General features: G+C 26.2%; 14 protein-coding genes and 2 pseudogenes. 5 read left to right on the top strand and 11 right to left on the bottom strand.

Annotated elements, in window-relative coordinates:
* Window positions 1–13 precede the first annotated feature (13 nt).
* Window positions 14–1,131 (top strand): IS3 family transposase gene (locus AAHM78_RS00540; protein ID WP_342253993.1). Its coding sequence is split into 2 segments (ribosomal slippage): window positions 14–263 and window positions 263–1,131, totalling 1,119 coding nucleotides; the frame shifts between segments, so codons are not numbered across the junction.
* A gap of 2 nt (window positions 1,132–1,133) precedes the next feature.
* Here AAHM78_RS00540 and AAHM78_RS00545 read toward each other — a convergent pair.
* The 4 genes from AAHM78_RS00545 to AAHM78_RS00560 all read right to left on the bottom strand — a co-directional run bounded on the left by AAHM78_RS00545 (window position 1,134) and on the right by AAHM78_RS00560 (window position 3,405).
* Window positions 1,134–1,820 (bottom strand): hypothetical protein, encoded by a 687-nt coding sequence (locus tag AAHM78_RS00545; protein ID WP_342253994.1) that lies wholly within the window; start codon window positions 1,818–1,820, stop codon window positions 1,134–1,136.
* Between the two features lie 158 nt (window positions 1,821–1,978).
* Window positions 1,979–2,407 (bottom strand): DNA alkylation repair protein, encoded by a 429-nt coding sequence (locus tag AAHM78_RS00550; protein WP_342253995.1) that lies wholly within the window; start codon window positions 2,405–2,407, stop codon window positions 1,979–1,981.
* Window positions 2,364–2,660, bottom strand: coding sequence for a hypothetical protein (locus AAHM78_RS00555; RefSeq protein WP_342253996.1), 297 nt, complete (start codon window positions 2,658–2,660; stop codon window positions 2,364–2,366). Before AAHM78_RS00555 ends, AAHM78_RS00550 begins: the two co-directional genes overlap by 44 nt.
* A 28-nt stretch (window positions 2,661–2,688) precedes the next feature.
* Window positions 2,689–3,405 (bottom strand): hypothetical protein, encoded by a 717-nt coding sequence (locus AAHM78_RS00560; RefSeq protein WP_342253997.1) that lies wholly within the window; start codon window positions 3,403–3,405, stop codon window positions 2,689–2,691.
* A gap of 234 nt (window positions 3,406–3,639) precedes the next feature.
* On the opposite strand from AAHM78_RS00560, the pseudogene AAHM78_RS16540 reads away from it, so the two are divergent.
* Window positions 3,640–3,726: pseudogene (locus AAHM78_RS16540) on the top strand (transposase-like zinc-binding domain-containing protein); the annotation flags it as partial.
* An 84-nt stretch (window positions 3,727–3,810) separates the two neighbouring features.
* A complete protein-coding gene (locus AAHM78_RS00565; RefSeq protein WP_342253998.1) occupies window positions 3,811–4,047 on the top strand; it encodes a hypothetical protein in 237 nt (78 codons plus the stop codon).
* On the opposite strand, the gene AAHM78_RS00570 is transcribed toward AAHM78_RS00565, so the two are convergent.
* The gene (locus AAHM78_RS00570) at window positions 4,044–4,418 is read right to left on the bottom strand and encodes a transposase family protein (protein WP_342254957.1); all 375 of its coding nucleotides are present in this window, start codon (window positions 4,416–4,418) and stop codon (window positions 4,044–4,046) included. The genes AAHM78_RS00565 and AAHM78_RS00570 overlap by 4 nt on opposite strands.
* 50 nt (window positions 4,419–4,468) lie before the next feature.
* Window positions 4,469–4,861 carry a transposase family protein gene (locus AAHM78_RS00575; RefSeq protein ID WP_342253999.1) on the bottom strand — a complete coding sequence of 131 codons (393 nt, stop codon included), beginning with the start codon at window positions 4,859–4,861 and terminating at the stop codon, window positions 4,469–4,471.
* A gap of 109 nt (window positions 4,862–4,970) precedes the next feature.
* Here AAHM78_RS00575 and AAHM78_RS00580 point away from each other — a divergent pair, with 109 nt between their 5' ends.
* Window positions 4,971–5,357 (top strand): hypothetical protein, encoded by a 387-nt coding sequence (locus tag AAHM78_RS00580; RefSeq protein WP_342254000.1) that lies wholly within the window; start codon window positions 4,971–4,973, stop codon window positions 5,355–5,357.
* A 195-nt stretch (window positions 5,358–5,552) separates the two neighbouring features.
* Here AAHM78_RS00580 and AAHM78_RS00585 read toward each other — a convergent pair whose 3' ends face one another.
* A complete protein-coding gene (locus AAHM78_RS00585; protein WP_342254001.1) occupies window positions 5,553–7,610 on the bottom strand; it encodes a PTS transporter subunit EIIC in 2,058 nt (685 codons plus the stop codon).
* 291 nt (window positions 7,611–7,901) lie between these two features.
* Between AAHM78_RS00585 and AAHM78_RS00595 the strand changes: the two are divergent.
* Window positions 7,902–8,846: pseudogene (locus AAHM78_RS00595) on the top strand (IS30 family transposase).
* A gap of 329 nt (window positions 8,847–9,175) precedes the next feature.
* Here the strand turns inward: AAHM78_RS00595 and AAHM78_RS00600 are convergent.
* The 4 genes from AAHM78_RS00600 to atpA are packed head-to-tail and all read right to left on the bottom strand — an operon-like array spanning window position 9,176 to window position 13,551.
* On the bottom strand, window positions 9,176–9,493 hold the full coding sequence (locus AAHM78_RS00600; protein WP_342254003.1) for a F0F1 ATP synthase subunit epsilon: 318 nt from the start codon (window positions 9,491–9,493) through the stop codon (window positions 9,176–9,178).
* Between the two features lie 14 nt (window positions 9,494–9,507).
* Window positions 9,508–11,070, bottom strand: coding sequence for a F0F1 ATP synthase subunit beta (gene atpD, locus AAHM78_RS00605; protein WP_342254004.1), 1,563 nt, complete (start codon window positions 11,068–11,070; stop codon window positions 9,508–9,510).
* A gap of 17 nt (window positions 11,071–11,087) precedes the next feature.
* Window positions 11,088–11,939, bottom strand: coding sequence for an ATP synthase F1 subunit gamma (gene atpG, locus AAHM78_RS00610; RefSeq protein WP_342254005.1), 852 nt, complete (start codon window positions 11,937–11,939; stop codon window positions 11,088–11,090).
* A gap of 28 nt (window positions 11,940–11,967) precedes the next feature.
* Window positions 11,968–13,551 carry a F0F1 ATP synthase subunit alpha gene (atpA, locus tag AAHM78_RS00615; RefSeq protein ID WP_342254006.1) on the bottom strand — a complete coding sequence of 528 codons (1,584 nt, stop codon included), beginning with the start codon at window positions 13,549–13,551 and terminating at the stop codon, window positions 11,968–11,970.
* Between the last annotated feature and the right edge of the window lie 6 nt (window positions 13,552–13,557).

The raw sequence follows: 13,557 nt of genomic DNA on the forward strand, positions 1-13,557 counted from the left end.
AGGAACTATAATTATGGTCAATATTAACTCATATACCGACGAATTTAAGAAACAAATAGTAGCTTTATATCAAAGTGGTAAGTCAGTCTCTTGTCTTGCTAAAGAGTACAATGTTACAAGAGCAGCTACTTATAATTGAATTAAGCAATTTACTAATTCAGGTAGTTTTAAATATAAAGATAATCGTTCTGTTGAAGAAAATGAATTAATTCAATTAAGAAAAGAATTAAAACAGTTACGAATGGAAAATGATATTTTAAAACAAGCAGCACTAATAATAGGCAGAAAATAGAGATTATTATCAATAATAAATGTAAATATAAAATTCGTACAATGTGTCGTTTTTTAAAGCTCTCTAAATCAACATATTATTTTAATTTCAAGAAAAAAGAAAAAAATCAAAATAATATGTATGATGAAGCTGTTATTAGTGCTTTTAAAGAAAATAAAGAAATTTATGGCACAAGAAGATTAAAAGTCATATTAGAAAACCAAGAAATTTATTTATCAAGACGAAAAATTAAAGAAATTATGAATAAACATAATTTAATATCAAAATACACTAAATTAAGACACAAAAATCATCATAATAAAGTCAATGATAGTCAAATAACTAATCTTGTTAATAGAAACTTTAAGAATAGGATTAAAAATGAAGTTATTGTTAGTGGTTTAACTTATGTTCAAGTAAATGGTAAGTGAAACTATATTTGTTTATTAATAGACCTATTTAACCGCGAAATTATTGGACATAGTGTAGGCACTAAAAAAGATGCATCATTAGTATATGAAGCATTTATGCAATCAAATCGCTGTTTAAAAGATATTCAAATATTTCATAGCGATCGAGGTAATGAATTTAATAATAAAATTGTTGATAAACTTTTACTAGCATTCAATATTACTCGCTCTTTAAGCAAAAAAGGATGTCCTTATGACAATGCTGTTGCTGAAGCAACTTTTAAAACTTTCAAAACAGAATTTATTAATGATAAAAATTTTAGATCATTAATCCAATTAAAATTAGAATTATTTGATTCTATCAATTGATATAACAACATACGAATTCATAGCACTTTAAACTACTTAACTCCAGTTAATTATCAAAAACAAATGTCTACCAAAAAATAGTCCTAAAAAGTGTTGCCATTCCAAATTTTTTCTGCTGTAAATGATACAACTTGTTCAATTATTGATGAATTATTTTTTTGTTTATTAAAAGTTGAAATTATTTTTCTTCCAAAAAATTTACGCTGCTCTAATGTAAAAATTTGTTTTTGTTCTGGTGTAAATGATGCAATCTGTTTTTCTGTAAATTCTGGTATTTGTTCTTTTGTAAAAGCAGAAATTTGCAACGGTGTAAACGTAGGGATTTGTTCGATTGTAAAAAGAGGAATTTGTTCTGGCGTAAATACAGAAATTTGCAACGGTGTAAACGCAAGGATTTGTTCTGGTGTAAAAATTGGGATTTGTTCATATGTTAAATACGGAATTTGTTCTGGCGTAAATGATGCAATCTGTTTTTTTGTAAATGACTGAATTTGTCATAATCAAAATCATTGAATTTGTTTGGGTCTAAATGATTTAATTTGTTCTGCTGTAAAAAGCGGGATTTGTTCTGGTAGCAATGATTGAATTTGATATTTAGATAAAGCTTTTATTTCATGATCTGTTAAAATTGATATTTTTATTGAAGGTATTATTGAAATCATTGTTGTACTAGATTCTACTTGTAAAGTCTTAAAAAATGAAATATTACTATTAATGATATCTTCTTCTTGTAAAAGAGGTTTAACAATCAATGAATAATTATTAGGCATGTGCTTTTCCTTTCCAAATAAAAACCCATTTACTTTAAAATAAAGTAAATAGGTCAAAAACTTATATTTATATTTTAATATTTTTCTCTATCTATTAAGTGAATCTTAGACTATTTTAAGAATATTATTATAAATATTATTTATAAGCAATTTTAATTTTAATGTTCATCAATAACAACAATTATTTTTTGACTAACATTGTTAATTTTAATAAAATCATTAATTTTTTGTGAATTAACTCGTTTGGCATTACGCAACGCTCAACCAATAGAACTTATTAGATAAAAATTTGTTGTTAATAACAATGGTTTAATTAATGCAAATAGTAAATTAAAATCAGTATTTTCTTTAAACATTAATTGTGATTGAATTGCTATTCTTTGAATTCAAAAATTACTATCATTTATTAACTTAAATAAATATTGATCTCTAACACTAATATTATTGTTGCTAAATATAAGAACACCAATAATATTATCAAAATAATCAGTAGTATCTCATCAAATATTATGTTTAATTATCGATAAAAGCCAATCTAAGTCATTAAAACTTAAGTTTTTCTTTCATCAAAGATTTAAAAATTCCATTGCTGTATATTGAAATTCACGATTTTTTTGTAAATATAATGTTTCAAATAACTGTTTTTTTATTTACTAACGATAAATTTTTATTTCATTTATTTAACAATAATTTTACTAATGGTTTTCGTTTACTAGTTAAAATTCCATAAAATTCAAAATTATTGATTAAAAATTTTTCTTGTTTAATTTTAGTATTGATATTAGCATTATTAATAAAAATTGTCGTTAATATTTTTATTTCTTCATTAAATTTTTCCATATATACCTTTCTATCTATATAAAATATTTTATCTTAAAAATATTGAAGGGAAAGTACTCATTAAAATAATCATTATTATTGCTAAACAACTAAATATGCATAATCTAAGAATATGACGAAAATGTTTTTTATTTAAATAATTAATTGTTTGATTTAAATACATTAAATTTCATTTATTAATTGGCAATTGATAATAATCCAAAATAGCGATTAAAATTGCATGTCGTTTAAATGATTTACATTTTTTATAGTATTTAATATGGAATGAAATTTCATTTCAATGCTTAAAACTAAAAATATTATTAAGATCCATTAGTTCCGAAACAATTTCTTCGGGTGTAAAATCAGCATTTGCTGCATAAAAAGATTTGAATTGTTTATTTTGTTTAATTCAATATTTAATCTCATAAATAATCATAAATAATGCAATTACTAATACCATTACCACCGTTAAATCTTTAAATATATTTACCACATACAATAATTTTCGAAGTTCAAAACTAATTTTTTGATCAGTTTTATCAATAACAGTTAATAATATTGAAATAATTATTGAAACTATTGATAAAAACAATGCTAATATATCCATAATTCTAATTTTTTGTGTACATTTTAATTTAATATATTTAAATAAATCTTTAACAACAATATTAACATCAATTGTTAATGTTAAATTTTGTATATTTGTTTGTATTTCTTCATACCTAGCTTCTTCTAACTTTTCTTCTTCATCATCAAAAAACATAGTTTTCTTTTAATTTTCACAAAAAATCTTGATATTACTTTTAATTTAAAATTAAAAGTAATATTTTTATATCAGGGGTGATTTTTTGTGACTAATAATTAATTAATTGATGTTTTAAAAAACAAAAAAGATGAAGAATTTATAAAAATTATTAGACATTTTAAAAATAGAATTAAACAAATTGAGAAAAAAGAAAAATTAGATGCAATTGATAAAAAATTTAAAGAAAAAGGAATTCAATGTCCAAATTGTAAATCTTATTGATGTGTAAAAAATGGTTTTAAGAATAATAAGCAAAAATATTTATGCAAAGATTGTAAAAGTAGCTTTGATGCTTTAAGAAATCATTTTTTACATTGAAGTCATTTATCTCATGAACAATGAGATTGAATAATTTGATTGTCATTGTTAGGTCAATCTGCTTATACTATTTCTCAATTTGCTAAAATTTCAAAAACATCAGCATGATTTAATCGTCAAAAATTTATGAAATCATCACAATTAGCAAAAACACAAAAACCATTCACAAAATTAAAAGGTAGAATTGAAATTGATGAAACTTTTATCAAAGAAATTCATAAAGGAAATTTCAAAAATCCAGATGATCCAAGAAAAAAATGAATAGACTTGGTGCAAAACTAAGTTAATTCAAAATTATATATTCCTGCTATTAAATTAAATCTTAATGCAAATCTTCGTATTTTATTGCGATATTTTAAACTTAAAATTTTAAAACGTTTTAGTTTAGCAAATACGTGTTCAATTTTAATTCTAATTTTACTTAAAGTTTTATTGTATTCTTTTTGAATTGGTGTTAATTGATTGTATTTACTTTTTTTAAATGGCAAAAATGTATTTTTATGAATATTTTGTATACCTTGATAACCTGAATCAACAAAAACTTGTTTTTCTGGATGAATAAAAGTTTTAGATTTTAGAAGCAATTTAAAATCATGAATGCTTCCAAAACAAAAATCAGTTGAAATAATTTTTCCATTGGAAATATCAATAATTATTTGGGATTTGAGAGAATGATGTTTATTTTTACCTGAAAAAAGTAATTTTAGTTTTTTTTAATTCTTTCAATTGGAGTTTCAGTAGCATCAATAGCTAACAAATTATTATTAGTACCTTTATTTTTTGTTAAATCTTTTTTTCCAGGTAAATTAAAAATTCCGCTTTTTATTAAAATATTTTCAATTCAAAAAATATTACGAATGCAACTAGTATGACTAATATTATATCTTTTTGCAATAACTCTATAACTACTATAGTCTTTTCAATATTCTAAAGTCATTAATAAACGCTCTTCAATTACAATTTTATTTTTTCTACCACCATAATATTTTTGTTTAGACTCAGCAATTTTTAAAATTTCAAGAATTTTATAAAATGTTTGTGGCTTTATGCCGACTAAACTATAAAATTCTTGATCATCTTTATATTTTTTCAACATAATAACTATCACCTTTAATATTAATAATAATCGTTAAATTGTTAAAATTAAAGGTTTTGCACCAAGTCTAATTGAAGAAAATGCTAAAGATTTAAACTGTTGTATTGAAATGGCAATTGATGAAAATAAAAATATTTATGCTCAAACAACAAATACTAAAAGATTAACAAAAAAATGAGTACAAGAAAATTTAAAATCTAAGCTTATTGAAGAAAAATCAATTATAGTTTGTGATATGCAAATACTATATGATACAGTAGCTAAACAAACAAAATGTACTCTCAAGAAATTTAAATCAACAGAAAATAAAGAATTAAATTATAAAAATTTAAGTAATATCAGTAAAATACAATCAAGTTTAAAAGAATTTATTACTCATTATCATGGCATTGGATTTACCAATATTCAAAATTACCTCAATTTATGAAAATTTAAATACCAACATTATAAAATATCACCTTATGCAAAATCTGAAGCATTATATTTCAGTTTGTAAAAAAAATAAATCCCAAAATTAAATAAAATCAAATTTTAGGCCGGGTTGATGATTTTTTTTATTTCATCAAGAGTTTTTTTGAAAATTAAAATAGCTTTCCCTCCATCCTATATTATAATTTTAACATTATCCATAACTAAAACTAAAAAAATGAACAACTCAAAAAGTTGCTCATTTTTATATTTTAGTAATAGTTTATTTTGGAGTTCAAGTTTTTAATAAATCATTTTTAATATTACCTACTTGTGGCCCATAAATTACCTGAATAGCTGTACCTTTTTTAAAGATACCAACTGCACCAGTTGATTTTAAAATATTATCATCAACTTTAGTTTCATCACAAACTGTAACACGCAATCTTGTAGCACAATTGTCTAATAATCTAACATTACTTCGTCCACCAAGACCTTTAAAAATATTTTCTAACATATCATTATTTTTATCTTTATTAGTATCGGGTGTTAATGTTTTTTTCTTTGTCATTTCTGCTTGTAAAGTTTTATGAATAGACTCTGCACCATCAAGATAAGTAATTTCAACTTTATTGGCAATTACTTTAATATTTTTAGTTCCACTTAATCTTAATAAAGCTTTTGAATAAATATTTGCATCTTTTAAAGTTGCAACTAATACTTTATCTTTAGCGTTAACATCAATAATATTTAATGCTCCACCAAGTCCAAGTAATAAATTTTCTACTTTTGTTCTACCTTTTTTTGAAGACTTATCTAAAGAACTTTCAACACTTTGTAAAGCTAAGTTGGTTGCTAATTCTCCTTCTTCACGACCTAAAGTTTTGTAATTTGTTCACTTAATAATGTAATAGAACCCAAAGAAATAAGCGGGTGCCATAATTAATCCAGTAGCAAATACTCAATAGAAGCCTGTTTCTTTACCAAGAATACTTGGTAATATTCCAAAGAAAGAAAAGTCAATAAATCCAGCAGCAAAACCTTGACCAACAACTATATTTAATAAATACGCCATCATAAAACTAATTCCTGCCATAAATGCATGGAAAACAAAACATAATGGTGCTACAAATAAGAACGAAAACAACAATGGTTCTGTAACTCCTGTTAAGAAAGAAGTTAGAGCAGCAGATCCTAAAATACCACCAACCATTTTTTTATTTTCTGGTCGTGCTAACATTCACATAGCAAGCGCTGCAAATGGATAACCATATTGCATATATGCAAATCGCCCACTCATAAACATTGTTCCTGGTGTTTGATTCATGTGTCCTACTGCATTAGAAGCAAATTGTCCAAAGAAAATATTGTACGCTCCTACAAATGTGTCAGATCCATTAGTTCACGTACCACCAATTCCAGTATATCAGAAAGGTGCATATTGAACGTGATGCAATCCCGTTGGTATTAATAAACGTTCAGTCATTCCAAAAAACATTGCAATAAACGCTCCACCAACTGTTGGATGAAAATTATCACCAGTTAACTGTCCATCGGTAAGTTGACCTGTATTCATACCAGCTGCTAAGCCATTACCAATTTCTCTAAAAGCAATTAATAACATTGGTCAAATAAAGAAAAAAGCTAATCCCATTCCTATTCCAACAAAAACAGCTAAAATTGGCACAAAACGTTCACCACCAAAAAAAGCTAATACTCTTGGCATACGAATATTGTATGAATGATTATGAACAACTGATACTAATCAACCAACAAGAATGCCACCTAAAACTGAAGTATCAAACGTAGGAAATAATCCTAAGACAGAAGAAAATAAACCAGAAGATTTACCACTTTCTGGAGTAATCTTTGCACCTTCACCTAAACCTCATGGATCAAATCCCAACATTCCTGTTTTGGGATTTCAAAAAAACATGCCACTAATAACTGAAGTCATAACAATAAAAGTAATAAATCCAGAAAGAGCAGCTACACCTTTACTAGCTTTTGCAAAACCAAAAGCAATAGAAATAGCAAAAATCAATCCTAAATTAGCAAAAACAACGTTTCCGGCTGATTGCATAATTGAAAAAATATTAATAATACCAACAAGACTATCATGATTAGGTAATTGCTTTAAAGCACTAGCAACACCACCACCAATTCCTAACAATAAGCCAGCTATTGGTAATGTAGCTATTGGTAAAACAATGGCTCTTGATAAGTTTTGCATTTTGCCAAACATTTTGCCACCTAATTTATTAAAAGTTCCTTTAAAAGTAAAACTAGGATTTTTCTTATCCTCAGGAGTTGTTTGTTTACTATGAAAAAATTTACTCATTTTCTCACCTCCATTCTATATTGTTCTATACAGATGATAATTTTATTCTATACAGATAAAAATATTATATATATATATAATAGTAAAAACAACAATAAAATAAATAAAAACGATTTTTTTACTACTATAATAGTAATTTCGGAGAAATTTTATAATATATATAGGTATTATCAATAACTACTATAAATTTTAATAATATATTGTAACTTTAATTGTAAAATTAAAAAGGACACTTATATAAAAATTAAATTGTGTTAGTTCTATAATTAAGAAAAGAAAGGAATTAGCGCAATGTATAAGTATCTGAGTATTGAATCAATAATAGCAATAAAAGAATATAAAAATTATGGATTTTCGATTCGTAAAATAGCAAAAATTGTTGATTATAGTAAATCAACTGTACATAGAGTTTGTAGATTATTAAATAAAAACTTATTGCCATTAGAAATATTGAATTAATTTCAAAAAAATAAACAAAATGCAGGCAGAAAATTAATAATTTTAACTTTAACAGAAATTAATAGTATTAATCATTTGTTAATTACTAAAAAGTATGCTCTTGATATAATTGCTAACTTTTTAAAGGAAAATAAAATAAAAAGTATTTCAACAAAAACTTTATATAACATGTTTAAAACAAATCGAATGGGTTTTGATGAAAATAACTTATTGAGAAAAGGCAAAAATAAATCTCACAAACAAAAAGAAACTAGGGGCAAAATTAATAATTGTAAGTCTATTCATGAAAAAAATTTAATCATTCCTAATATTAAAAATATACAAGAATTTGGTCATTTAGAAGGTGATACTATCATTGGCAAAGATCATAAAAGTTCTATTATTACTTTGGCTGATATATGATCAAAAACCGCAATTCCTTTAGTAAATAAAAATCATAAATCAGAAAATATTACGAAAAGTATAATAAAATTTATTTCAAAGTTACAAAAAGGAACAGTTAAAACCATTACTTTTGATCGTGGTAAAGAATTTAGTAAATGAAGATTAATCGAAAAAATTTGTAATGTCAAAATTTATTTTGCAGATCCTGGTAAACCTTGCCAAAGGGGTTTAAATGAAAATAATAATGGTATTTTAAGAAGATATTTACCAAAATCTACAGATCTATCTTCATATAAACAAAAAGATTTAAATTTTATAGCATTTCAAATTAATTCTACACCCAGAAAATCGCTCTCTTATAAAAGACCAATAGATTTAATACAATTATTTTAAAAAACTGTCCCATTTATATTTACAACTCAGGTAATTAAAAAAATAGTAAGTATTTTAAAACACTTACTATTTTTATTTTTTTAATTTTAAGTATTAATTTAAATTAAACCAAATATCTAAACCAATAAATTTAATAATTAACGTACCAATACAATAAGTAAAAACTAAAGTTGTTAACATATATAAAATTCATGATTCTTTTATTCTTTTATGATCAAGAAATTTATTAAAAGGAATTGCTTTTACAGCAAATCCGCTAGCAATAAAACTAAAAAGATAAATACTTATTTCAATTATTCATTTTATTAAATGTGAATCATGCATATTTATTAACCTCCACTAACCCTTTTAATACGCTCATCAAATACCTTTGTTTCTTGCTCTTTTAACATTGATGTATATTCAACTTTATCACTAATAATACGAACCATATGTAAATCAGTTACCAAAAGTCCACCAGAAATCGTTAAATTACGAATTTTTTCTTTAATTTTAAATGACATTTTCGATATTTGAATATTAGCAATCAAAGGTGTATGCCATTCAAGAATACCAACATATCCTTCAGTTGTTTTAACATTAACTAACTGTACTTCTCCATCGAAAAAAATACCATCAGGAGTAATAATTTTAAGATTTAATGCCATACTATCACCTTCAATTATCTCAATTTTTTTGCCTTTTCAATTGCTTGTTCAATAGTTCCTACATATAAAAACGCTTGCTCTGGTAAATCATCACATTCACCATCTAAAATTTGTTTAAAACTATTAACAGTTTGACTAATCGGAATATAAATACCATTTAAACCCGAAAATTTTTCAGCAACATGAAATGGTTGTGAACAAAAATTACGAATTCTTCTTGCTCTAGCTACTATTTTTTTATCTTCTTCACTCAACTCATCCATTCCTAAAATACCAATGATTGGTTCTAATTCAGAAAAACGTTGAATTGTTTCAATAACTCTTTGCGCAACATCATAATGCTCCTGACCAACAATAGCAGGATCTAACATTCTTGATGAAGATTGTAAAGGATGAACAGCAGGATAAAGCCCTAAAGCAGCAATATTACGATCTAAAACAATTTTGGCATCCAAGTGAGTAAATGTTGTCGCAGGAGCTGGATCAGTTAAATCATCAGCTGGTACATATACTGCTTGTACAGATGTAATAGAACCACGTGTTGTTGATACAATACGTTCTTGTAAAGCACCCATTTCTGTCGATAATGTTGGTTGGTACCCTACTGCTGAAGGCATTCTTCCTAATAAAGCTGATACTTCACTACCAGCTTGTGTAAAACGAAATATATTATCAATAAATAATAATACATCTTGTTGTTTTTCATCACGGAAGTATTCAGCAATTGTTAAACCAGTTAATGCAACACGCATTCTAGCACCTGGTGGTTCTGACATTTGACCAAACACTAAAGCAGTTTTACTAATAACACCTGACTCTTGCATTTCATAATATAAATCATTACCCTCACGTGTTCTTTCTCCAACTCCTGAAAAGACAGAAATACCACCATGTTCTTTAGCTATGTTATTAATTAATTCTTGAATTAAAACTGTTTTACCAACTCCAGCTCCACCGAATAAACCAATTTTTCCACCTTTAGCATAAGGTGCTAATAAATCAATGACTTTAATTCCTGTTTCTAAAATTTCAGATTTTGATTGTAATTCATCAAAACTAGGAGGTGTACGATGAATAGGATATTTTAATTTAGTTTTAAGTTCTTTACCATCATCAATGACTTCACCCAATACATTAAAAAGTCTACCCAAAACTTCTTCACCAACAGGAACACTAATTGGTATTCCTAAATCAACTGCTTCAAGACCGCGTAGTAATCCTTCAGTTGGACCCATTGAAATACAACGAACACTATCATCACCAATATGTTTTGCAACTTCAACAATTAATTTTTGACCATTATTATCAATACTAATAGCATTATTTAAATTAGGTAAACTATTATCATTAAAACGAATATCAATAACTGGACCTGAAATTTGAACAATTTTTCCAATATTTCGTTTAGTTGGTAATTGTTTACTATTTTTAACACTTTCTTTGCTATTAACTACTTTTTTAGTCACTTTTGCTTTTACTTTAGCAATAACTTTAGTGTTATCTTTTTTTAAAGAGTTTTTATCACTAACATTTTTTTCTTTAATTGTTATAGATTTTTTACTAGTTGCATTTTTCATTTTAGTTTACTCCTTTATTATGATGATTGGGCATCAGCGCCACCAATAATTTCTGAAATTTCTTGGGTAATAGCACCTTGACGGGCACGATTATAACTTACTAATAATTTATCTTTCATTTCTTTGGCATTATTTGAAGCATTTTCCATTGCTAATCTTCGTAATGCTTGCTCTGACACTTGTGATTCTACTAATGCACCATAAACAACGGCACCAACATATAAAGGAATAGCACTATTAATAACAGTATTAGCGTCTGGTTCAAAATCAGTTTGAATTAAATTACTTTCTTGATTAGTTTTAATAGAAACAATTGGTAATAAATCAATAATTGTTGGAATTGCTGTTACCGTATTTACATATTTTGTATATGCAATTTTAATAGCATCAGTTTCTTTATTATTAAACTTAGAAAGTAACAACAAAGATATCTCTTGCGAATCATTATATGATGATTGAGTGTTAATTTCAGTATAAGATTGCATAATTTTACAATGATGATTAGTAAAGTATGAAACTCCTTTACTACCAATAACAACTATTTCATCTTGTGGTTGATATTGTTCTAGTACTAATTTATTTAAATTATTATTAAAACCACCACATAATCCTAAATTAGAATTAAAAACGACTCATATTGTTTTATTAATAACTTGATCTTTTGTTTTTAAATAAATTGAATTACTTAATTTAGGTATTAATTGATTGAATGTATCATAAACTTCAGAATAATAAGGTTTAATCATCTCAATTCTTTTACCTACTTTTTTTAATTTAGCTGTTGATACTAGTTGCATTGCTTTAGTAATTTTATAACTAGTATTAACAGATTTAATTTTTTGTCTAATTTGTTCCGTGCTTTGAGCCATGATATTTCACCTTACCTTCCTAAATACATTATTTGAATGTTTTAATTAATGTTTCCCATTCTTCAAGACTACCATATATTTTAGGATTATAGTCATTTAGCTTATTGGTCAAATTATAAACAACCTGCATAATGCCTTGACTAATGCTCACTTGTAACTCTTCACTAAACGCTTGATCTTGCTGTAATTTTAAATAACTTTTTCGTTGTTGTTTTTGAAAATAAGTTATTACTTCCTTTTTAAAAGAATCCATCATTTCTACTGGTAATCATTTAATTGCCTTATTTTTAATTGCTAATAAAATAATTGCTTGATCAATTTGATTTAATGGCTCATTTTGTTTTTGTTTTAAAATTTCAATGGCACGTTTACCGTGTTCAATAACAGCTCTAGTGTTTTCATCTAAATCAGAACCAAATTGTGAAAAAGCTTGTAATTCACGAAATTGTGCTAATTCTAATTTTAATGTTCCACCCGCTTGTTTTATTGCTTTAATTTGTGCTGATGAACCTACCCGTGAAACCGATAAACCTACATCAACTGCTGGACGAATTCCGGCATTAAATAATTCTGACATTAAAAAAATTTGACCATCAGTAATTGAAATAACATTAGTAGGAATATATGCAGAAATATCACCGGCTTGTGTTTCAATAATAGGTAAGGCGGTAATACTCCCACCACCATGTTTTTCATTTAATTTAGCTGCACGCTCTAATAAACGTGAATGAAGATAAAAAACATCTCCTGGATAAGCTTCTCTTCCTGGTGGGCGTCTTAATAATAAGGAAATAGCACGATAGGCCACTGCATGTTTACTCAAATCATCATAAACAATTAAGACATCTTTACCTTCTTCCATTCATTCTTCGGCAATAGTTACTCCTGTATAAGGAGCAATATATTGCAAAGGAGCAACTTCGCTAGCAGTAGCAGCAACAATAGTTGTATACTCCATTGCCCCTAGTTGTGTTAATTTATCAACAATTTGAGCAACAGTTGAAGCTTTTTGACCAATAGCAACATAAACACAAAAGACATTTTTACCCTTTTGATTAATAATAGTATCAATAGCAATCGTTGTTTTTCCGGTTTGACGATCACCAATTATTAACTCTCGTTGACCTTTGCCAATCGGAATCATTGCATCAATTGATAATAATCCTGTTGCTAAAGGTTCTAATACAGATTTTCTAGTCATCACACCCAGCGCTATTCTTTCAATCGGTCTAGTTTTCGTAGTTTTAATCGGACCTTTACCATCAATCTTTTGCCCTAGTGCATTAACAACTCTTCCTAAAAGCATATTACCAACCGGTGTTTCAACAACATTACCTGTTCTACTAACAATATCTCCTTCTTTGATACCTGTGTCATCCCCCATTAAAGTAACACCAACAGCAGTTTCTTCTAAACTCAAAACCATACCATAAATATTACTTTTAGGAAAAAATACTAATTCACCATTAACAGCCTTATCTAAACCATGAATTAGTGCAATTCCATCACCGACAGTAACAACAATGCCTTCCTCATTAGCACTAATTTTTTTACCATAATTTTTAATTTGGCTTTTTATAATTTCTGAAATTTGATTAACGTTTAAGGACATTTGTTT

Source organism: Spiroplasma endosymbiont of Zeiraphera isertana (genome assembly GCF_964030805.1).
GTDB lineage: Bacteria > Bacillota_I > Bacilli_A > Mycoplasmatales > VBWQ01 > Spiroplasma_E.